This is a genomic window from Streptomyces sp. NPDC015130 (genome assembly GCF_043080005.1).
GTDB lineage: Bacteria > Actinomycetota > Actinomycetes > Streptomycetales > Streptomycetaceae > Streptomyces.
This window is the reverse complement of the sequence record NZ_JBIBVC010000009.1, coordinates 1-21,026: the sequence shown is the minus strand read 5'-3', so window position 1 is coordinate 21,026 and position 21,026 is coordinate 1. Positions and strand designations below refer to the sequence as shown.

Genomic DNA, 21,026 nt, shown 5'->3' with positions numbered 1-21,026 from the left:
ATCCTGTCGCGGGTGGTTATGCGGTGCCGCGGCCCAGTTCCCAGAGCAGCAGGTCGGAGGACGTGTTGAGCGCGTACTCGACCCCCGAGAGGTCGTCGCGTGCGGCGACGTACTGCTTGCCCTGCCACAGCGGCAGGACGGGCACGTCCTCGGCGACGATCTTCTGGATCTGCCCGAAGACGGGGCTTGCGGCGGTGCGGTCGGCCTGCCGGCGTGACCGCGGGATGAGCTGGTCGCGGACGACCTTGTTGACGTACGGGGTGTTGAGGAAGTTGTCGCTGTCCAGGAAGGGAGCGATGTAGTTGTCCGGGTCCGGGTAGTCCGGGAACCAGCCGAGTCCGTAGACGGCGTAGTCGCCGCGCTTCTGCGCCGGGCGGAAGGTGGACCACTCCGCGCCGCGGGTGGTGGCGGAGAAGAGGCCGCTGGCGTCCAGCTGCTTCTTGAGCGCCTCGAACTCCTGGGCGGTCTCGGAGCCGTAGTGGTCGGTGGTGTAGTTCAGGGTCACCTTGACCGGGGTGCTGACTCCGGCGTCCTTGAGGATCTTCGTGGCGCGGGCGGTGTCGGAGTCGCCGTACGCGTCGTAGAAGGGGGTGGCGTGGCCGGTGATGCTGGAGGGGATGAGCGAGTACAGCGGCTCGGCGGTGGGGCCGTAGACGCCGTTGACGAGGGCGCCGCGGTCGACGACGGCGGCCATGGCCTGGCGTACGGCCTTCTCCTTGACGGAGGGGTCCTTGGTGTTGAAGCCGAGGTAGCGGATCTCCAGGCCGGGGACCTCGGTGACGCGGATGCGTTCCTTGGGGGTCTCGGTGAGCTCCCGGATCTGCTTCTGCGACAGCGAGCGGGCCATCATGTCGATGTCGTCGCTCTCCAGGGCCTTGCCCATGGCGCCGGCGTCGGCGAAGGCGCGCAGCTCGACCTTGTCGTTGCGCGGGACGATGTCGCCCTTGTACTTCGGGTTCCTGGTGAAGACGAAGCGGGCGGCCTTCTCGCCCTCGCGCTCGACCTTCATCGTGTACGGGCCCGAGCCGTCGACGTCGAAGCCGTCGCGGAGCTTGTCGGCGGGGTACTTGTCCTTGCTGAGGATGCCGGCGACGGGGGTCGAGAGCTTGTACGGAAAGGTGGCGTCGGGGGCCTTGAGGTGGAAGACGACCTCGTCGGCGCCCTTGGCCTCGACGGTGTCGATGCCGGCGAGGAGCGCGGCCGTTCCGTTGTCCGACTTGATCTTCAGGACGCGCTCGATGGAGTACTTGACGTCCTCGGCGGTGACCGGCGTGCCGTCGGCGAAGGTGAGGCCGGGGCGGAGCTTGCAGCGGTAGCTCTCGCTGGCCTTGTCGGAGAAGCCGCAGCTCTGGGCGGCCTCGGGGACGGGCTCACCGCCGCCGCGGGGCACGTGCAGCAGCGTCTGGACGGTCTGTCGCAGGATGTTCCAGGTGCCGGTGTCGTAGGCGAAGGCCGGGTCGAGCGGGGCGGGGGCGTCCTGGGTCGCGATGAACTGGTCCGTGGTGCCGACGACGATGGCTCTGCCGTCCTCCGCTCCGCCACAGGCGGCGAGCAGGGGGGCCAGCAGTACGGCCGCGGCGGGCAGCACCAGGGTCTTGCGGTTCATCAGGGACGTTCTCCTCATCCGGCACTGGGATACAGCGGTCTGGGACACTCCGCCGCCGGCCGCCCGGTCGGGGCGGGAGCGATCGGGCCGGGTGTTGCGATCGGTCCTGTGCTCACGGCGACTTGGGTGTGCGCCGGTGCACGCGGTTATACGGCGAAGTACTCGCGAAAGATTAGTGGGCGCGGCCCCTATTGCCCGACCGCGGGCAGGGCCGGGGTAATCGCACAGTGATCATGAATACGGAAGGCTCGATAGTCATGCGGCGCCGCGATGCGGACGGGGGCCACCGAACCGGGACAGATGGGATCGCCGAAACCAGATGATTCCGGTCACCTCACGCATCCAGGCCACCCACCGGCGGGCACTCTGGGTGACGAAGGTCACGTGGAGGCTTTATCGGTGAATGGCCTGGCCGATTTCCGCGGCGAGAAAGCGCGGTCCTTCGGGAAAGCTCAGAAGAAGCTCAGATGCGGGTGATCAAAGTGCGCAGGAAGGGCACGTCGACTTCCTCCAGGGAACTCACCACGACGCGGCCCGGGGACGGCGCGATCGGGGCGACGGAGGGCACCGCGACGACCCGGCATCCCGCGGCCTCGGCGGCCGCCACACCGGTCGCCGTGTCCTCGATGACGGCACAGAGCGTCGGGTCGGCGCCCACGCCGCGCGCGGCCGTCAGATAGGGCTCGGGGTGCGGCTTGGTGCGGCCGACCTCGTCCCCGGCGACGGTGAGCGCGAAGCGGTCCCGGCCGAGCGAGGCGAGGATCCGGTCGATGATCCGCCGGTGCGAGGCGGAGACCAGCGCGGTGGGGATGTTGTGCCGGGCCAGCTCGGCGAGGAGCCGCTCGGCGCCGGGCATGAGCGGGACGCCCCGGGCGATGCGCTGCTCGAACTTCTCGTTGAGCAGGACCGTCAGCTCGGCGACCGTGATGTCGGCGCCGGTGGAGTCGATGAGGTAGCCCGCGCTGCGGGTCATGGGGCCGCCGACGACGATGTCCCGCCAGGCCTCGTCCAGCCGGTGTCCGAGGTCCGCGAAGACCTCGACCTCGGCGTCCCACCAGAACCCCTCCGTGTCGACGAGGGTCCCGTCCATGTCGAGGAAGACCGCCTGCAGGGCGGAGCTTCCGTTCGCACGGAACAGGGACGCGGGCACCGTACTGGTCATCCGGCACACCTTCCTTGGAGGGACGAGAAGGCCGGCCCCCCTCCCCGGTACGGGGAGGAAGACCGGCCTGCACTGGACCGACAAGTGTACGTCGCAGGCGCCCCAGGCGCTCGGATTTACCTCGCGGCGCTCACCGGGCGTTGAAGTACGTCGCCTCCGGGTGGTGGATCACGATGGCGTCGGTGGACTGCTCGGGGTGGAGCTGGAACTCCTCCGACAGGTGCACGCCGATCCGCTCCGGCTGCAGCAGGTCCGCGATCTTCGCGCGGTCCTCCAGGTCGGGGCAGGCGCCGTAGCCGAGGGAGAAGCGCGCGCCGCGGTACTTCAGCGCGAACATGTCCTCGACGGCCGCCGGGTCCTCGCCGCCGAAGCCCAGCTCGGCGCGGACGCGCGCGTGCCAGTACTCGGCGAGGGCCTCGGCGAGCTGGACGGAGAGGCCGTGCAGCTCCAGGTAGTCGCGGTAGGAGTCGGACTCGAAGAGCTTGGCGGTGGCCTCGCCGATCTTCGAGCCGACGGTGACGACCTGGAGGCCGACGACGTCGGTCTCGCCGGACTCCTCCGGGCGGAAGTAGTCCGCGAGGCAGAGGCGGCGGCCCCGGCGCTGGCGCGGGAAGGAGAAGCGGGTCCGCTCGTTCCCGGCCTCGTCCAGGATGATCAGGTCGTCGCCCTTGGAGACGCAGGGGAAGTAGCCGTGGACGACGGCCGCCTCCAGGAGGTTCTCCGTGTGGAGGCGCTCCAGCCAGCCGCGCAGCCGCGGCCGGCCCTCGGTCTCGACGAGCTCCTCGTACGAGGGTCCGTCCCCGGCCCGGTTCTGCTTGAGGCCCCACTGGCCCTTGAAGAGGGCGCCCTCGTCGAGCCAGGACGCGTACTCCTTGAGCGGGATGCCCTTGACGACCCGCGTGCCCCAGAAGGGCGGCGTGGGCACCCGGTTGTCGGTGGCCACGTCGGACCGGCCGGCGGGCTCCTGCTCCTCGACCTGGAGGGCCGCCGCGTCCCGCTTCACGACACGGCGCTGCTTGAGCTCGGGGAGCGCGGCGCCGGGGACACCCCGCTTGACGGAGATGAGGGCGTCCATGAGGCGCAGGCCCTCGAAGGCGTCGCGGGCGTACCGGACCTCGCCCTGGTAGATCTCGTGGAGGTCCTGTTCGACGTAGGCGCGGGTGAGGGCGGCGCCGCCGAGGATCACGGGGTACTTGGCGGCCAGCTCGCGCTGGTTCAGCTCCTGGAGGTTCTCCTTCATGATCACGGTGGACTTCACGAGGAGGCCGGACATGCCGATGACGTCGGCCTTGTGCTCCTCGGCGGCTTCCAGGATCGCGGAGACGGGCTGCTTGATGCCGATGTTGACGACGTTGTAGCCGTTGTTGGAGAGGATGATGTCGACGAGGTTCTTGCCGATGTCGTGGACGTCTCCGCGGACGGTGGCGAGGACGATCGTGCCCTTGCCCTCGGCGTCGGACTTCTCCATGTGCGGTTCGAGGTGGGCGACCGCCGTCTTCATGACCTCGGCGGACTGGAGCACGAACGGCAGCTGCATCTGGCCGGAGCCGAAGAGCTCGCCGACGGTCTTCATGCCGTCGAGGAGGGTGTCGTTGACGATGTCGAGGGCCGCGCGCTCGACGAGGGCCTCGTCGAGGTCCGCCTCCAGGCCGTTCTTCTCGCCGTCGATGATCCGGCGCTTGAGCCGCTCGTCGAGCGGCAGCGCGAGGAGCTCCTCGGTCTTGCCGGCCTTCAGCGACTTGGTGTTGACGCCCTCGAAGAGCGCCATCAGCTTCTGCAGCGGGTCGTAGCCCTCGGCCCGGCGGTCGTAGATCAGGTCGAGGGCGGTGGTGACCTGCTCGTCGTCGAAACGGGCGATCGGCAGGATCTTCGAGGCGTGCACGATCGCCGAGTCGAGGCCGGCCTTCACGCACTCGTCGAGGAAGACCGAGTTGAGGAGGATGCGCGCGGCCGGGTTGAGGCCGAAGGAGATGTTCGACAGACCCAGGGTCGTCTGGACCTCCGGGTGGCGGCGCTTCAGCTCGCGGATCGCCTCGATCGTGGCGATGCCGTCCTTGCGCGACTCCTCCTGACCGGTGCAGATCGTGAAGGTCAGGGTGTCGATGAGGATGTCGGACTCACGGATGCCCCAGTTGCCGGTGAGGTCGTCGATGATCCGCTCGGCGATGGCGACCTTGTTCTCGACGGTACGGGCCTGGCCCTCCTCGTCGATGGTCAGGGCGATGAGCGCGGCGCCGTGCTCCTGCGCCAGCCGGGTGACCTTGGCGAAGCGGGACTCCGGGCCGTCGCCGTCCTCGTAGTTGACGGAGTTGATGACGGCGCGGCCGCCGAGCTTCTCCAGACCGGCCTGGATGACGTCGACCTCGGTGGAGTCGAGGACGATCGGCAGGGTGGACGCGGTGGCGAACCGGCCGGCCAGCTCCTCCATGTCGGCGACGCCGTCGCGGCCGACGTAGTCGACGCAGAGGTCGAGCATGTGCGCGCCCTCGCGGATCTGGTCCCGGGCCATCTCGACGCAGTCGTCCCAGCGGCCGTCCAGCATGGCCTCGCGGAACTTCTTCGAGCCGTTGGCGTTCGTCCGCTCGCCGATCGCCATGTACGAGGTGTCCTGGCGGAACGGGACCGTCTGGTAGAGCGAGGCGGCGCCGGGCTCGGGGTGGGGCGTGCGCTCGGGGGGCGTGACGCCGCGCACCCGGTCGACGACGTGGCGCAGGTGCTCGGGCGTCGAGCCGCAGCAGCCGCCGATCAGCGACAGGCCGTAGTCGCGGACGAAGTTCTCCTGGGCGTCGGCCATCTCCGCCGGGGACAGCGGGAAGTACGCGCCGTCCTTGGTCAGGATGGGCAGGCCGGCGTTGGGCATGCACATCAGCGGCGTGCGCGAGTGGCGGGCGAGGTAGCGCAGGTGCTCGCTCATCTCGGCGGGGCCGGTGGAGCAGTTCAGGCCGATCATGTCGATGCCGAGCGGTTCGAGCGCGGTCAGCGCCGCGCCGATCTCCGAGCCGAGCAGCATGACGCCCGTGGTCTCGAAGGCGAGCGAGCAGATGAGCGGCACGTCGACGCCGAGGGCGTCCATGGCGCGGCGGGCGCCGATGAGGCTGGACTTGGTCTGCAGCAGGTCCTGGGTCGTCTCGACGATCAGGGCGTCCGAGCCGCCGGCCAGCAGGCCCTCGGCGTTCTGCTGGTAGCCGTCGCGCAGGACGTCGTACGTGGTGTGGCCGAGCGACGGCAGCTTGGTGCCGGGGCCGATGGAGCCCAGCACCCAGCGCTGGCGGCCGTCCTTGGCGCCGTACTCGTCGGCGACCTCGCGGGCGATCCGGGCGCCGGCCTCGGAGAGCTCGAAGATGCGGTCGGCGATCTCGTACTCGCCGGCGGCCGAGTGGTTGGAACCGAAGGTGTTCGTCTCGACGCAGTCGACGCCGACCTCGAAATACGCCTCGTGGACCGAGCGAACGATGTCAGGTCGGGTCACGTTCAGGATCTCGTTGCAGCCTTCGAGGTTCTGGAAGTCCTCGAGGGTGGGGTCCTGTGCCTGGAGCATGGTGCCCATGGCTCCGTCGGCGACGACCACTCGACTGGCGAGTGCCTCGCGGAGGGCTGCGGCGCGGTTCCGGCTGTCAGCGGAAGGGGTCGGCAACGAGGCCATGGATGAGCTCCCTGGGATGCGACGGCTGTCGGCTTTGCACTCTCGGTGGAGGGTGCACGGGGTCAGCGTAACCGCGCTCGGCCCGGGGTGGACATGGTGTCCCACGGGCCGGACGGCATCCTGTGTGCGGGGACTCCCGGTACGGACCGTTCTTGACCGACACTGTCTTGTGTGAGCCAAGGTCGGCATCGACCGATAGTGTTCAGCATTGTCGAACAGCGTGAAGAGGGAGAAGGGTCGGGCGATGGCGAAGAACATCCAGTCGCTTGAACGGGCGGCGGCGATGCTGCGACTGCTCGCGGGCGGCGAGCGCCGGCTCGGCCTGTCCGACATCGCGTCCTCGCTGGGGCTCGCGAAGGGCACGGCCCACGGCATCCTGCGCACGCTCCAGGCGGAAGGCTTCGTGGAGCAGGAGGCGGCCTCGGGCCGCTACCAGCTGGGGGCGGAGCTGCTGCGGCTCGGGAACAGCTATCTGGACGTGCACGAGCTGCGGGCCCGGGCCCTCGTCTGGACGGACGACCTCGCGCGGTCGAGCGGCGAGAGCGTGCACCTGGGGGTGCTGCACCAGCGGGGCGTCCTGATCGTGCACCACGTCTTCCGGCCGGACGACAGCCGTCAGGTCCTGGAGGTGGGGGCCATGCAGCCGCTGCACTCCACCGCACTGGGCAAGGTCCTCTCGGCCTACGACCCGGTGGCCCACAGCGAGGTGCTGGAGGTGGATCGGGAGGCGTTCACGCCCCGGACGACCACGGAGCTGCCCGCCTTCGAGTCGCTGCTCGACCTCACCCGGGCCAAGGGCTGGGCGGCGGACGTGGAGGAGACCTGGGAGGGCGTGGCCTCGGTGGCGGCGCCGATCCACGACCGGCGGCGGATGCCGGTCGGCGCGGTGGCGGTCACGGGCGCGGTGGAGCGGCTCTGCCCGGGCGGGGAGCTGCGGCCCGAGCTGGTGGCGGCGGTACGGGACTGCGCCCGCGCCGTCTCGCGGGACCTGGGGGCCGGCCGCTTCTGACATCGCGCGACGGCACGCGGGGCGCCCACGGGCACCCACCGGACGCCGTACCGCGATCCGACGCCCCGTCAACAAAAACCCGCCGGTAACGATCCCGTTATCGGCGGGTTTTTCGCTTCCCGGACCCTTGACGCGCTGTTAAGCCGGGGGCAAAACTTCCGTGCATCGGTCGGCAATGCCGAACACCTAACGGCAATAGGCGCTAGAGTGTGGCAGTGCCAAGGGCCGACAACGCCCTCACACGAGGGCGCGGACCACCGGTGGGACCCGGGGTTCGCCTTCCCCTGGACGAAGGACAAAGGAGTCGCGGGTGTCCAGCTCCGACATCTTCCTCGGCGAGACCATCGGTACCGCCGTACTCATCCTGCTCGGCGGCGGTGTCTGCGCCGCCGTCACGCTCAAGAGCTCGAAGGCCCGCAACGCGGGCTGGCTCGCGATCACCTTCGGGTGGGGCTTCGCCGTGATGACGGCCGTCTACATGACGGCTTCCCTCTCCGGCGCCCATCTGAACCCCGCCGTCACGGTCGGAATCGCGATCAAGGACGGCGACTGGGGCAACGTCCCGGTCTACGTCGCCGGCCAGATGCTCGGCGCGATGATCGGCGCCGCGCTGGTCTGGGTGACCTACTACGGACAGTTCCAGGCCCACCTCAGGGACCCGGAGACCGTCGGCGAGAAGCCGATCGAGGGCCCCGGCCCGGTGCTCGGCATCTTCTCCACCGGCCCCGAGATCCGGAACACCTGGCAGAACCTGGCCACCGAGATCATCGGCACGGTCGTGCTGGTCCTGGCCGTGCTCACCCAGGGCCTCAACGACAGCGGCAAGGGCCTCGGCGTCATAGGGGCGCTCATCACCGCCTTCGTCGTCGTCTCGATCGGCCTCTCGCTCGGCGGCCCGACCGGCTACGCCATCAACCCGGCCCGTGACCTCGGTCCGCGCATCGTGCACGCCCTGCTCCCGCTGCCGAACAAGGGCGGCTCCGACTGGAGCTACGCCTGGATCCCGGTCGCCGGTCCGCTGATCGGTGGCGCCATCGCCGCGGGTATCTACAACATCGCGTTCGCCTGAGCCGTCCTTCTCCCTGACCTCCCTTGGAGCACACCGTGACCGACGCACACACGTCCGGCCCCTTCATCGCGGCCATCGACCAGGGCACCACCTCCTCGCGCTGCATCGTCTTCGACAAGGACGGCCGGATCGTCTCCGTCGACCAGAAGGAGCACGAGCAGATCTTCCCGAAGCCGGGCTGGGTCGAGCACGACGCCGCCGAGATCTGGACCAACGTCCAGGAGGTCGTCGCCGGCGCCCTCGCCAAGGCGGAGATCACCTCGGCCGACGTCAAGGCCATCGGCATCACCAACCAGCGCGAGACCACGCTGCTCTGGGACAGGCACACCGGTGAACCCGTCCACAACGCCCTCGTCTGGCAGGACACCCGCACCGACGCCCTCTGCAAGGAGCTCGGCCGCAACGTCGGCCAGGACCGCTTCCGCCGCGAGACCGGCCTGCCGCTCGCCTCGTACTTCTCCGGCCCCAAGGTCCGCTGGCTCCTCGACAACGTCGAGGGCCTGCGCGAGCGCGCCGAGCGCGGCGACATCCTCTTCGGCACCATGGACTCCTGGGTCATCTGGAACCTGACCGGCGGTGTCGACGGCGGCCACCACGTCACCGACGTCACCAACGCCTCGCGCACCATGCTCATGAACCTGCACACCATGAGCTGGGACGAGAAGATCCTGCAGTCGATGGAGATCCCGGCCGCGGTGCTGCCGGAGATCCGCTCCTCCGCCGAGGTGTACGGCACGGTCAAGGGCGGAGTCCTCGACGGCGTCCCGGTCGCCTCCGCGCTCGGCGACCAGCAGGCCGCCCTCTTCGGCCAGACCTGTTTCGCCGAGGGCGAGGCCAAGTCCACGTACGGCACCGGCACCTTCATGCTGATGAACACCGGCGACAAGATCATCAACTCCTACAGCGGCCTGCTGACCACGGTCGGCTACCAGATCGGCGACGCCAAGCCGGTCTACGCCCTGGAGGGCTCGATCGCCGTCACCGGTTCGCTGGTGCAGTGGATGCGCGACCAGATGGGCCTGATCAAGTCCGCCGCCGAGATCGAGACCCTCGCGTCCTCGGTCGAGGACAACGGCGGCGCCTACTTCGTGCCGGCCTTCTCGGGCCTGTTCGCCCCCTACTGGCGCTCCGACGCCCGCGGCGTGATCGCCGGCCTCACCCGGTACGTCACCAAGGCGCACATCGCCCGTGCCGTCCTGGAGGCCACCGCCTGGCAGACCCGCGAGATCACCGACGCCATGACGAAGGACTCCGGCGTCGAGCTGACCGCGCTCAAGGTCGACGGCGGCATGACCTCCAACAACCTGCTGATGCAGACGCTCTCGGACTTCCTGGACGCGCCGGTCGTGCGTCCGATGGTCGCCGAGACGACCTGCCTCGGTGCCGCCTACGCCGCCGGCCTGGCCGTCGGCTTCTGGCCGGACACCGACGCGCTGCGCGCCAACTGGCGCCGTGCCGCGGAATGGACCCCTCGCATGGACGCCGACAAGCGTGACCGCGAGTACAAGAGCTGGCTCAAGGCCGTCGAGCGGACCATGGGCTGGATCGAGGACGAGGAGTAAGACGACATGACCACCCTGCAGAGCGTCCCTGCCCTTGGGACGCACCCGGCGTCCGGCTCTCTCCCGAGCCGCGCCGAGACCCGGGACCAGCTTTCCAAGGCGACGTACGACCTCCTGGTGATCGGCGGCGGCATCCTGGGCATCTCCACCGCCTGGCACGCCGCGCAGTCGGGCCTGCGGGTGGCCCTGGTGGACGCCGGCGACTTCGCCGGCGCCACCTCCTCCGCCTCCTCGAAGCTCCTCCACGGCGGTCTGCGCTACCTGCAGACCGGCGCGGTGAAGCTGGTCGCGGAGAACCACTTCGAGCGGCGTGCGGTCTCCCGCCAGGTGGCACCGCACCTCGCCAACCCCCTCACGTTCTACCTGCCCGTCTACAAGGGCGGCCCGCACGGCGCGGCCAAGCTCGGCGCCGGCGTCTTCGCCTACAGCGCCCTCTCGGCCTTCGGTGACGGCGTCGGGCACCTGCTCTCCCCCGCCAAGGCCGCCCAGGACGTGCCGGAGCTGCGGACGGACAACCTGAAGGCCGTGGCCGTCTACGGCGACGACCAGATGAACGACGCCCGCATGGCGCTGATGACGGTCCGCGCCGCGGTCGACGCCGGGGCCACCGTCCTCAATCACGCCGAGGTCACCGGGCTGCGCTTCACCCGCGGCCGGGTCACCGGCGCCGAGCTCAAGGACCGCACCAGCGGCGACGAGTTCGGCGTCACCGCCCGCCTCGTGCTCAACGCGACGGGCCCGTGGGTCGACCACCTGCGCAAGATGGAGGACCCGAACGCGGCCCCCTCCATCCGCCTCTCCAAGGGCGCGCACCTGGTCCTCAAGCGGACCTCGCCGTGGAAGGCCGCGCTGGCGACCCCGATCGACAAGTACCGCATCACCTTCGCCCTCCCCTGGGAGGACATGCTGCTCCTCGGCACGACCGACGAGGAGTACGAGGGCGACCCCGGCCAGGTCGAGGTCACCGAGAAGGACACCGCCCAGATCCTGGACGAGGCCGCGTTCTCCATCCGCGACCAGCAGCTCTCACGCGATCTGATCACCTACGCCTTCGCCGGTCTGCGGGTGCTCCCGGGCGGTCCCGGCGACACCTCGAAGGCCAAGCGCGAGACGGTCGTCACCGAGGGCCGCGGCGGCATGCTGTCGGTGGCCGGCGGCAAGTGGACGACCTTCCGCCACATCGGCCGCACGGTCATGAAGAAGCTGGAGCAGCTCCCCGGCCACCCGCTGGGCGAGGACTACGAGTCGGTCTCGACGCTGCCGAAGCGGCTCCCGCTGCCCGGCATCGCCAACCCGAACGCGGTCGCGCACCGGCTGCTCGTCGACGGCCCGGCGCCCGGCCCGCGGATGGCCGCCGACACGGCCAAGCACCTGGCCACGCACTACGGCTCGCTCTCCTTCGACATCGCCCGCATGGCGAACGAGAACCCGGAGCTCGCCGAGCGCATCCACCCGGACGCTCCCGAGATCTGGGCGCAGGTCGCCTACGCCCGCGACCACGAGTGGGCCGAGACCGCGGACGACGTGCTGCGCCGCCGTACGACGCTGACCATACGGGGCCTGGCGACGGACGAGGTCCGCGCCGGTGTCGAATCGATGCTGCGGAAGTAACACCCGTACACCCAGGGGCGGTTCCTCTTCGAGGGGCCGCCCCTGAGGCGTGCCACGCGCCGTCCACACCGCCGCAACACTCCGCGCGCAGAGTGGAGGCATGAGATTCCAGGTCCTCTCGATCGTCCCCCACTCCCCGCACCCGCTCACCGGCGAACTCCTCTCCGCCGCGGACCGGTTGGAGCAGGTCGTCGCGCTCGGCGAGACCGCCGAGCGGCTCGGCTTCGACGCGTACGCGGTCGGCGAGCGGCACGCGGGCCCGTTCCTCTCCTCCGCGCCGACCGTGCTCCTCGCCGCGCTGGCGGCCCGCACCACCCGGATCCGGCTCCTCACCGGCGTCACCGTCGTCGCGGTCCTCGACCCCGTCCGGGTCGCCGAGGACTACGCCACCCTCGACCAGCTCTCCAGGGGCCGGCTCGAACTCGTCGTCGGCAAGGGCGCGGAGGCCGGTCACTTCGACCTCTTCGGCCTGGACGAGGAGCGGCAGTGGGACCTCCAGAAGGAGAAGTACGAGCTGCTCCGCCGGCTCTGGACGGAGGAGGGCGTCGACTGGGAGGGCGAGTTCCGGCCGCCGCTGAAGGGCGTCACCACGATCCCCCGCCCGTACGCCGGTCCGCCGCGGATCTGGCACGGCTCGGCGACCAGCCTCAACTCCCCCGAGCTCGCGGCGAAGCACGGCGACCCCCTCTTCACCGCCAACGCGATCCAGCCGAGGGAGGCGTACGCGCGGCTCATCGCCCACTACCGCGAGAAGTTCGAGGAGTACGGGCACGATCCGGCCCACGCGCGCGTGGCGGCCGGTTCGGGCGGGCTGCTCATCGCCGACACCGCCGAGCAGGCCGTCGCCCGCTACCGGGACCTGTACGAGGCGAAGGTGCGGCAGAGCTTCCGCCCGCACCTGGAGGGCAGGACCGGCTACAACACCCCGTTCCGCACGATCGAGGACGCGATCGCGGGCGGGCCCCAGCTGATCGGCTCGCCGCAGCAGATCATCGACAAGATCCTCGGCTACCACGAGCACTACGGGCACGACCTTCAGTCCGTCACGGTCGACGGCTTCGGCCGGTCCACGGCCGAGCAGACGGAGACGCTCCAGCGCTTCGCCGAGGAGATCGCGCCGGTCGTCCGGAGGGAGGCGCCGAGCACGCTCTGGGAGGAGTGAGACCGCCGTGTGCGGAGGCGAGTTCCTGGGTAGTCGATCAAGGCCGCACGGGTTTTCGGGGCTGTCCGGGGGCTGCGGGCGGACCGCCGGAAAGCCGTAAGGTTGGTCCGTACGACAGGAACTTCGAAAAGGAGGCGCTGGGTGATCGAGCTCGAGGGGGTACCCGAGCTGATCGACCCGGTCATGGTGGCCGCGTTCGAGGGCTGGAACGACGCCGGCGACGCCGCCTCCACCGCGGTCGCCCATCTGGACCGGGAATGGAAGGGCGAGGTGTTCGCGGCCCTCGACGCCGAGGACTACTACGACTTCCAGGTCAACCGTCCCACGGTCTTCCTGGACAACGGGGTCCGGAAGATCACCTGGCCGACGACCCGGCTCTCCGTGGTCCGGATCGGCGGCGACAAGCCCCGTGACCTGGTGCTCGTGCGCGGGATCGAGCCCTCGATGCGCTGGCGCTCCTTCTGCAACGAGCTGCTCGCCTTCGCCCACGAGCTGGGGGTGGAGATGGTCGTGATCCTGGGCGCGCTGCTCGGGGACACGCCCCACACCCGGCCCGTCCCCGTCAGCGGGGTGACGTCCGATCCGGATCTGGCGCGGACGATGGACCTGGAGGAGACCCGGTACGAGGGTCCGACGGGCATCGTCGGCATCCTCCAGGAGGCGTGCACGCACGCGGGCGTGCCCGCGGTGAGCCTGTGGGCGGCGGTGCCGCACTACGTGTCGCAGCCGCCGAACCCGAAGGCGACGCTCGCGCTGCTCAACCGCCTGGAGGACCTCATCGGTCTGCGCATCCCGCTGGGCGAGCTGCCCGAGGACGCGCGCGCGTGGCAGCTGGGCGTGGACCAGCTGGCCGCCGAGGACAGCGAGGTCGCCGAGTACGTGCAGACGCTGGAGGAGGCGCGGGACACGGCGGAGCTGCCGGAGGCCTCGGGCGAGGCCATCGCGCGCGAGTTCGAGCGCTATCTGCGGCGGCGCGAGCCGGGCACCGGGCCCGGGGGCGGCCCCGGGGTGGCGACGGAGGGCGGCGACTCGCCGTTCCTGCGGGATCCCGGGAGCGGCCGGACGAGGCCCCCGAGGCCGGAGCGGCCGGCGCCGGGACCCGGGCCGGAGTCGGTGCCGGGGTCCGGAGCGGGACCGGAGCAGGCCGGCGAAGGGCCGGCGGACGAGCCGCCCGGCGAGAGCGGGGACGGCGACTCCCAGGAGTAGCGGTCGGTACGGGAGGGGTGCCCGAGGGCGCCCCTCCCGTACGTGTGTCGGACCGTGTGACCGGGCGGGACCGCGTAAGACCGCGGGACGGTGCGACGGTCCTGGCAGTCCGTCAGTACGTCGTACGGACGGCCGTCCGTCCCTACGTCGGACGGCCGTCGCTCGCCACGCGGTCACGCGGTCACGCGGTCACGCGCAGGTGAACCGGGCCGCCGCCCAGTCGCCGTGGTCGCCGCTCTTCGACCCGTTGGTGTCCGTGATCCGCAGCCGGAGGTGCCGGGCCCCGGTCACGTCGACGTCCACCGGCAGGGTCGCGGACGCGCCCGTCAGCCGGGGCGAGGTCCACAGGACCTTGCCGTCCGCCTCGACCGAGAAGGCCACGTCCCCGTAGCCGTTGATCTCGTCGTCGATGCCGACGTCCGCGGTGAGGGCGGTGCAGCGCCCGCCGAGGTAGACCTCGATGTCGGAGTCGGCGTGGGCGCCGATCCCCTTCTCGTAGGTCTTCCCCGCCAGGGTGAGCGGCCGGCCGTCGGCCGCGCCGGACTCACCGTTGGAGCGGTCGCGTTCGGGCGGCCCCCAGCCGTTCGTGGAGCGCAGCCAGACCAGGTCGCTCGCCCAGGCGTCGGCCGTCGGCGGCGGGGGCATCACGCCGACCGAGAACCGCTGCGTGGCGGTGCGGTCGGTGCCCGCGGCGCGGTGGCGCGCGCTCGCGGTGAGGGTGGCGTCGCCGGGCTTCGCGTCCGCGGCGGGGGTGACGGCCACGTCCACGCGCCGGGTGGTGCCGGCCGGGATCCGGCCGATCGGTGCGGCCGGGGTGACCTGCCAGCCGGCCGGTGCGGCGAGCGTGACGCGGACGTCGGTGGCGTCCCGGGTGCCCGCGGTGACGTCGACCGCGACCGTGCTCGGGGTGCCCGCGCCGAGCTCCTGGCCGGTGGGGACGGCGAGGGTGGCGGGCGCGCCCGGTACGGCGCCGCCGACCGCGCTGGTCTCGGTCAGCCGCAGCTCGAAGGCGCGGTCGGTGGAGAGGGCCGCGGTCTTGATCCGGACCACTCCCCCGCGGTCGTCGCGGTCGTACCACCAGCCCTGGGCGGCCGCGTCGAAGGCGGCGCGGGAGGTGAGGGCGGGCAGCCTGGTCCCGTCGAGCCGGACGGCGCCGGGGGCGTCGCCGGTGTGGACGGTGAAGGCGTACGGCCGGGCGGTGGGCTTCCCGGTGTACGTGCCCTTGCTCGCGCCGATGCGGACGGTGACGTCGCCGGGGCCGCCGTTCGGGGCGCGGACCTCGGCGCGCTGGGTGGCGTACCTGCCGCCGCGGTGTTCGCGGGTGACGCCGTCGTCCTCGTACAGCTCGAAGGAGGAGTCGCCCTTCGGGTAGACGTCCCAGGCGATCGGGTCGCCGGGGGCGCGGTCGGTGTACGAGCGGATGTCTCCGGGCCACATGGGGACGGTCGCCCCGGCCCGGACGAAGAGGGGCAGGGTGTCGAGCGGGGCGCTGTAGTCGTCGACGGTGACGGGGCCCTCGTAGGTGCGCCCGCTCCAGTAGTCGATCCAGGTGCCCTTGGGGAGGTAGATGCCGTCGCGTTCGACGGCGTCCTGGTAGACGGGGGCGACGAGGAAGTCCTCGCCGCTGAGGAACTGGTACTTCGCCGCCTCGCTCGCGGCCTTCGGGTCGTCCGGGTACTCCAGGACGAGCGGCCGTGCGAGGCCGACGCCGGTCTTCGTGGCGCGGTGGGCGTGGCTGTAGATGTACGGGAGCAGGGCCTCGTGGAGCTTGAGGGAGGCGCGGTTGATCGAGGTGTACGGCTCGCCGTACCGGAAGGGCTGCTTATCGCTGGCGGCCCAGCCGTCCATGGTCATCGTGACCGGCAGGAAGGTCTTCCACTGGAGGTCGCGGGTGTACGTCTTGGCGCTGCCGCCGAAGATGCCGTCGACGTCGCCGGTGGTGTAGGCGAGGCCGGACATGGAGGCGCCGGCGTAGGTGGGGATCTGCCAGCGGATGTACTCCCAGCTGCCCGCCTGGTCTCCGGACCACTGGACGCCGCAGCGCTGGGCGCCGGACCAGCTCTCGGGGGCCCAGGTGAAGCCGCGGGCGTCGCTGTTCGCCTCGATGCCGGCGTGGGCGTCCTTGCAGCCGTCGAGGGCGAACTTGTAGCCCGCGCCGACCCAGGCGACGTCGAGCTTGGCGACCCGCTGGCCGGCCTTGACCTGGTCGGCGAGCTTGTCGAGGCCGTCCTCGGTCCACAGGCCGAGCTTCATGCCCCGCTCACCCAGGCCGGTGGAGGCCTCGGCGAGGTTCTCGTAGCCGCAGCCGTAGCCGTCGTTGACGAGCATCCAGCCGTTGGGCATGTCGTTCTCGACGTAGCCGTCGGCGACCTTCAGGGCGTCGAGGGTGCGGCGTTCGCCGCGGTTGGCGTTGTGGAGGTAGCAGTCGGCGTCGCCGATCTCCAGGCCGTAGACGGGCGGGAGGAAGGGCTTGCCGGTGAGGCGGGTGTACTGGCCGATGACGTCCTTGAGCGCGTCCTGGCCGGTGCCGGCGAAGTAGTAGGCGTCGAAGCGCCGTTCCTTCGCGGTGGTGGTGACGGGCTGGGTGAAGGCGTAGGTGTTGGGCGCGTACGTGTTGCGGAAGACGCCGTAGCCGGCCGAGGAGAGGTAGAACGGCACGGAGTTGGGGTGGCCGCCGTCGTTCCAGTTGTAGTCGACGGCGACCTCGACCGTCTTGTCGCGGTGGGTGGTGTTGCCGCGGCCGTTCTGCATGCCGGCGCCGTAGAACTGCTCGTCGGCGCCCCGGGCGAGGGTCTGGGTGGTGCGGTCCTGGTTCCAGGTGAGGCCCTGGGACTCGGACCAGAGCGGGGTGCCGTCGGCGCGTACGGCCGAGAAGCGCAGCGGCGACTTGGTGACGCGGAGGGTGACCGCGGAGGTGCCGAGTTCGTACCGGTCGCCGAGGTCGCGCCACCGGGTGGCCGGGGGCGGGCCCTGCGGCAGGACGATGTCGGTGCCGGTGGCGTCGGTGAACTTGCCGTCGGGGGCGAGTTCGATGCGGAAGGTGTCGGCGGTGACGAAGGAGACGCGGGCCTCCGCCTGGCCCGCGGTCAGCCGGTAGGCGGCTCCGTCGGCGGCGAAGCCGGTGACGTCTCCGACGGTGGTGTCGGACGGGTCGGCCGAGGCGCTGCCACCGGGTCCCGCGAAGGCGGTGAGCAACCCGAGCAGTGCACCGGCGACTGCAGCTCTCATGCGCATTGATGATTGCATGAGGCTTATTTAGCGCAGATTCGAGCATCGCGACAGGACAAAAGGAACCGCCCTCGGACTTCGTCGGGAAGTCCGAGGGCGGTTGCCCGAAAGCCGGTTGCTCCGAAGCGCTCCCTTACAGGGCGACGCCCAGGAGTGCGTCGACGGTGCGGGAGACGAGACCGGGGGCGGACTCGTCCGTGCCGCCCTCGGCGGTCTGGAGCGCGGCCCAGCGGTCGACCGCGGCCAGGGCGGCCGGGGCGTCGAGGTCGTCGGAGAGGGCCTCGCGGACCTCCTCGACGAGCGCGTCGGCGGACGGGCCGTCGGGGCGGGAGACCGCGGCGCGCCAGCGGTCGAGCCGATCCACGGCGTCCTGGAGGACCTGGTCGGTCCACTCCCAGTCGGCACGGTAGTGGTGGGAGAGGAGCGCGAGCCGGATGGCGGCCGGGTCGACGCCGTCGCGGCGCAGGCGCGAGACGAAGACGAGGTTGCCCCGGGACTTGGACATCTTCTCGCCGTCGAGGCCGACCATGCCGGCGTGGACGTACGCCTTGGCCATCGGGAACTCGCCGGTGAGGGACTGGGCGTGGGAGGCGCCCATCTCGTGGTGCGGGAAGATCAGGTCGGAGCCGCCGCCCTGCACGTCGAAGCCCATGCCCAGGTGGTCCAGGGCGATGGCGACGCACTCGATGTGCCAGCCCGGACGCCCGGCGCCGAGGCTGCCGCCGTCCCAGCTCGGCTCGCCCTCGCGGGCCGCCATCCACAGCATCGGGTCGAGCGGGTTCTTCTTGCCGGGGCGCTCGGGGTCGCCGCCGCGCTCGGCGGAGAGGTGGCGCATCAGCTCGGCGGAGTAGTTCGAGACCTGGCCGAAGTGCGGGTCGGCGTCGACGGAGAAGTAGATGTCCCCTTCGAGCTCGTACGCCGCGCCGGAGTCCCTGAGCTGCTCGACGAGCGGGATGATGCCCGGTATGGCCTCGACGGCGCCGATGTAGTGCTGCGGGGGCAGCATCCGCAGGGCGGTCATGTCCTCGCGGAAGAGGGCGGTCTCGCGCTCGGCGAGGCCGACCCAGTCGATGCCGTCACGGATGGCGCGCTCAAGGAGCGGGTCGTCCACGTCCGTCACGTTCTGGACGTACAGCACCTGCCGCTTGGTGTCGAGCCACACGCGCTGAACGAGGTCGAACGCGTTGTAGGTCGCCGCGTGACCCATGTGGGTCGCGTCGTACGGCGTGATGCCGCAGACGTAGATACGGGCGACGGGGCCGGGGGCGAGGGTGACTCGTCCGCCGGTCGCGGTGTCGTGGATCCGGAGGTCGCGGCCCTTGCCGGGAAGGGCGGGGACCTCAGAAGCGGGCCAGGCATGCATGACCCGAGCGTAACCGGACAGGTGTTCCGGATACGAACCGGATCCGGGATCTTGACCGATTAGGCGCTCTTGCGGGTCGGAGGCTTGCGTGCATACCCCCCAGGGGTGCAGACCCCCCTCCCGCGATGGCCGAAACCTTTCGGTCGGGCCTCAGACCGGCGGCCAGGGGATCGGCGGCCACAGCCCCGAGGGCTCAGGGTGCCGCCCGCTCGCCCGCAGCGCGGCCACGCGCGCGCGCACGGCCGCCACCTCGGCGCCGGTCAGCAGTTCCGCCAGACGGGTCGCGAGGGGCGCTCCGGGCGCCAGGAAGCGGTCGAGGCCGTCGAGGACCTCGGCGGCCTCGGCGGGCAGCTCCTCGCCCGCCCAGCCCCACAGGAGGGTGCGCAGCTTGTCCTCGACGTGGAAGGTGACCCCGTGGTCGATGCCGAACAGCCGGCCGTCGGGGGCCGGCAGCAGATGCCCGCCCTTGCGGTCGCCGTTGTTGATGACGGCGTCCAGGACGGCGAGCCGCCGCAGCTCCGGGGTGTCGGCGTGGACGAGGAGCGCGGTACGGCCCTCGGCGATCTGCGCGGGCCCGACGGCCTTCCAGCCGTCCCCGGCCTCGTCCTCCTCGGTGAGGGCGAGCAGCCGCGCCTCCGGGTCGGCCTCGATCCACAGCTGGACCATGCCCTCCCCGTACGGTCCCTCGCGGAGCACCGTCGGCGGGATCAGGCCCCAGCCGGTGGCCTCGGAGATCTCGTACGCGGCGACCTCGCGCTGCGCGAGGGTGCCGTCCGGGAAGTCCCACAGGGGCTGCTCCCCCGCGACCGGCTTGTACACGCAGGCCGCCTCACGGCCCTCGTACGCGACGGAGCAGTACAGCACGGCGTTGGACGCCTCGCCGACCCGGCCGCGCACGGTGAGCTCACCGTGCGCGAGCAGCTCGGCGGCCGGCAGGGTCTCGGGGCTGCTGCTCATGCTCCGCGGCGGTATCCGTTCTGGCGCGGGCAGACGTGCCCCTCGGGGTCGAGCGGCAGGCTGCACAGCGGGCACGGCGGCCGGCCGGCGTTGACGACGTCCAGGGCCCGCTTGGCGAAGGACCGGGCCTGGGAGCCGGTGAGCCGGACGCGGAGCATCGGCGGACCGTTCTCCTCGTCCTGGAGCAGGCGCTCCTCGGCCTCGGCGAGGTCCTCCTCGGACTCCACGTCGAGTTCGACGAGCGCCTGCGCCTCGACGATCAGGCGCTGCTCCTCGCCGTCCCAGGCGAGCGCCATGGTGCCGACCCGGAACTCCTCCTCGACGGGCGCGTCGAGGGGGGCCGTGTCCGCGCTGTCGGCGGGGGCGATCGAGGGGACGGGGGCGTTGCCGCCGGTGCGGCGCACGACCTCGTCCAGGAGCTCGTCGATGCGCTCGGCGAGCGCGGCGACCTGCGCCTTCTCCAGCGCGACACTCGTGACCCGGCCGCTCGCGGACGCCTGGAGGAAGAACGTACGGCGGCCAGGCAGTCCGACCGTGCCGGCCACGAAACGCTCCGGTGGGTCGTAGAGGAACACCTGACGGGACACGTTCCCGGCTCCCTAAAGTCTCGACAGTCGTACTACAGCGGCGCAACCACCCTACTGCGCGGAGGGATCACGGTGCGCCCGCACCACCCCCGACCTCCGCCGCACCACTGTTGTCGGGGGCCTCCCGGGGGACGAGCGCGGCGAAGTCACCGGTGTCGCCGAGGCGGAGGAGGAAGGGGCGCAGCCGCGTGTAGCGGATGACGGTGACCGAGCAGGGGTCGACGTGGATCCGCTGGAAGAGGTCGAGGTGGAGGCCGAGGGCGTCCGCCACGATCGACTTGACGATGTCCCCGTGGGAGCACATGACGTACGTGGCGTCCTCGCCGTGCTCGGCCTCGATCCGGGCGTTCCAGTCCCGTACGGCCTCCACGGCGCGGTTCTGCATGGCGCGCATCGACTCGCCGCCGGGGAAGGCGGCCGCGGAGGCGTGGGCCTGGACGACCTCCATCAGCGGATCGTCGCTCAGCTCGGCCAGCTTGCGGCCGGACCAGTCGCCGTAGTCGCACTCGCTGATCCGCTCCTCGACGTGGAGCGGGAGGTCCGGGCGGGCGTCGAGCAGCGGCCGCAGGGTCTCCTGGCAGCGCTGGAGGGGGCTGGAGACGGCCGCGGCGAGCGGCACGCCCGCGAGCCGCCCGGGCAGCGCGGCGGCCTGCGCCGCGCCGCGCTCGTCGAGCGCGACCCCGGGCATGCGCCCGGCGAGGACTCCGGAGGTGTTGGCGGTGGAGCGTCCGTGCCGGACGAGGATCAACGTGGCCATGCGGGCCAGCCTAGATGAATGAGTCCGATTTCCGTGCTGGTCGCGACCATGGCGAAGGGCGCCCGTTGGTCAGTGTGTGAAGACAAACCTGGACGCCCTTCTGG

14 protein-coding genes are annotated in these 21,026 nt (G+C 71.2%); 6 read left to right on the top strand and 8 right to left on the bottom strand.

Translation table 11 applies throughout. The features are described from left to right. Window positions 1–16: 16 nt before the first annotated feature. The 3 genes from ACF08F_RS20070 to metH form a co-directional block, all read right to left on the bottom strand. Complete coding sequence (locus ACF08F_RS20070) at window positions 17–1,606, bottom strand: ABC transporter substrate-binding protein (protein WP_392299875.1); 1,590 nt, start codon at window positions 1,604–1,606, stop codon at window positions 17–19. A gap of 463 nt (window positions 1,607–2,069) precedes the next feature. After that, a complete protein-coding gene (locus ACF08F_RS20065) occupies window positions 2,070–2,768 on the bottom strand; it encodes an HAD family hydrolase (protein WP_392299874.1) in 699 nt (232 codons plus the stop codon). Between the two features lie 130 nt (window positions 2,769–2,898). After that, window positions 2,899–6,411 (bottom strand): methionine synthase, encoded by a 3,513-nt coding sequence (gene metH / locus ACF08F_RS20060; protein ID WP_392299873.1) that lies wholly within the window; start codon window positions 6,409–6,411, stop codon window positions 2,899–2,901. Between the two features lie 244 nt (window positions 6,412–6,655). Here metH and ACF08F_RS20055 point away from each other — a divergent pair, with 244 nt between their 5' ends. The 6 genes from ACF08F_RS20055 to ACF08F_RS20030 all read left to right on the top strand — a co-directional run bounded on the left by ACF08F_RS20055 (window position 6,656) and on the right by ACF08F_RS20030 (window position 14,030). Next, window positions 6,656–7,420 carry an IclR family transcriptional regulator gene (locus tag ACF08F_RS20055; protein ID WP_392299872.1) on the top strand — a complete coding sequence of 255 codons (765 nt, stop codon included), beginning with the start codon at window positions 6,656–6,658 and terminating at the stop codon, window positions 7,418–7,420. 310 nt (window positions 7,421–7,730) lie between these two features. Continuing rightward, window positions 7,731–8,489, top strand: a complete 759-nt coding sequence (locus tag ACF08F_RS20050; RefSeq protein ID WP_141297402.1) for an MIP/aquaporin family protein — start codon at window positions 7,731–7,733, stop codon at window positions 8,487–8,489. Between the two features lie 35 nt (window positions 8,490–8,524). After that, complete coding sequence (glpK, locus tag ACF08F_RS20045) at window positions 8,525–10,051, top strand: glycerol kinase GlpK (protein WP_392299871.1); 1,527 nt, start codon at window positions 8,525–8,527, stop codon at window positions 10,049–10,051. A 6-nt stretch (window positions 10,052–10,057) separates the two neighbouring features. After that, on the top strand, window positions 10,058–11,662 hold the full coding sequence (locus tag ACF08F_RS20040; protein ID WP_392299870.1) for an FAD-dependent oxidoreductase: 1,605 nt from the start codon (window positions 10,058–10,060) through the stop codon (window positions 11,660–11,662). A 100-nt stretch (window positions 11,663–11,762) separates the two neighbouring features. Then, window positions 11,763–12,824 (top strand): LLM class flavin-dependent oxidoreductase, encoded by a 1,062-nt coding sequence (locus tag ACF08F_RS20035; RefSeq protein WP_392299869.1) that lies wholly within the window; start codon window positions 11,763–11,765, stop codon window positions 12,822–12,824. A 141-nt stretch (window positions 12,825–12,965) separates the two neighbouring features. Then, the gene (locus tag ACF08F_RS20030; RefSeq protein WP_392299868.1) at window positions 12,966–14,030 is read left to right on the top strand and encodes a PAC2 family protein; all 1,065 of its coding nucleotides are present in this window, start codon (window positions 12,966–12,968) and stop codon (window positions 14,028–14,030) included. Window positions 14,031–14,219: 189 nt separating this feature from the next. On the opposite strand, the gene ACF08F_RS20025 is transcribed toward ACF08F_RS20030, so the two are convergent. The 5 genes from ACF08F_RS20025 to ACF08F_RS20005 form a co-directional block, all read right to left on the bottom strand. Next, window positions 14,220–17,276: an NPCBM/NEW2 domain-containing protein gene (locus tag ACF08F_RS20025; RefSeq protein WP_392299867.1), complete on the bottom strand. Its 3,057-nt coding sequence runs from the start codon at window positions 17,274–17,276 to the stop codon at window positions 14,220–14,222. A gap of 115 nt (window positions 17,277–17,391) precedes the next feature. After that, window positions 17,392–18,621 carry a cysteine--1-D-myo-inosityl 2-amino-2-deoxy-alpha-D-glucopyranoside ligase gene (mshC, locus tag ACF08F_RS20020; RefSeq protein WP_392299866.1) on the bottom strand — a complete coding sequence of 410 codons (1,230 nt, stop codon included), beginning with the start codon at window positions 18,619–18,621 and terminating at the stop codon, window positions 17,392–17,394. A 150-nt stretch (window positions 18,622–18,771) separates the two neighbouring features. Then, window positions 18,772–19,578 (bottom strand): SCO1664 family protein, encoded by an 807-nt coding sequence (locus tag ACF08F_RS20015; protein WP_392299865.1) that lies wholly within the window; start codon window positions 19,576–19,578, stop codon window positions 18,772–18,774. Further along, entirely contained in the window at window positions 19,575–20,165 is a 591-nt protein-coding gene (locus ACF08F_RS20010; RefSeq protein ID WP_150271872.1) for a DUF3090 domain-containing protein, read from the bottom strand. The genes ACF08F_RS20015 and ACF08F_RS20010 overlap by 4 nt, the downstream gene beginning before the upstream one ends. A 67-nt stretch (window positions 20,166–20,232) precedes the next feature. Next, complete coding sequence (locus tag ACF08F_RS20005) at window positions 20,233–20,922, bottom strand: histidine phosphatase family protein (protein ID WP_392299864.1); 690 nt, start codon at window positions 20,920–20,922, stop codon at window positions 20,233–20,235. Window positions 20,923–21,026 lie beyond the last annotated feature (104 nt).

What these genes read in the sequence shown, in the direction of transcription:
- ACF08F_RS20070 (WP_392299875.1), bottom strand. Translation starts at nt 1,606, where the DNA reads ATGAACCGCAAGACCCTGGTGCTGCCCGCCGCGGCCGTACTGCTGGCC.
- ACF08F_RS20065 (WP_392299874.1), bottom strand. Translation starts at nt 2,768, where the DNA reads ATGACCAGTACGGTGCCCGCGTCCCTGTTCCGTGCGAACGGAAGCTCC.
- metH (WP_392299873.1), bottom strand. Translation starts at nt 6,411, where the DNA reads ATGGCCTCGTTGCCGACCCCTTCCGCTGACAGCCGGAACCGCGCCGCA.
- ACF08F_RS20055 (WP_392299872.1), top strand. Translation starts at nt 6,656, where the DNA reads ATGGCGAAGAACATCCAGTCGCTTGAACGGGCGGCGGCGATGCTGCGA.
- ACF08F_RS20040 (WP_392299870.1), top strand. Translation starts at nt 10,058, where the DNA reads ATGACCACCCTGCAGAGCGTCCCTGCCCTTGGGACGCACCCGGCGTCC.
- ACF08F_RS20035 (WP_392299869.1), top strand. Translation starts at nt 11,763, where the DNA reads ATGAGATTCCAGGTCCTCTCGATCGTCCCCCACTCCCCGCACCCGCTC.
- ACF08F_RS20025 (WP_392299867.1), bottom strand. Translation starts at nt 17,276, where the DNA reads ATGCAATCATCAATGCGCATGAGAGCTGCAGTCGCCGGTGCACTGCTC.
- mshC (WP_392299866.1), bottom strand. Translation starts at nt 18,621, where the DNA reads ATGCATGCCTGGCCCGCTTCTGAGGTCCCCGCCCTTCCCGGCAAGGGC.
- ACF08F_RS20015 (WP_392299865.1), bottom strand. Translation starts at nt 19,578, where the DNA reads ATGAGCAGCAGCCCCGAGACCCTGCCGGCCGCCGAGCTGCTCGCGCAC.
- ACF08F_RS20005 (WP_392299864.1), bottom strand. Translation starts at nt 20,922, where the DNA reads ATGGCCACGTTGATCCTCGTCCGGCACGGACGCTCCACCGCCAACACC.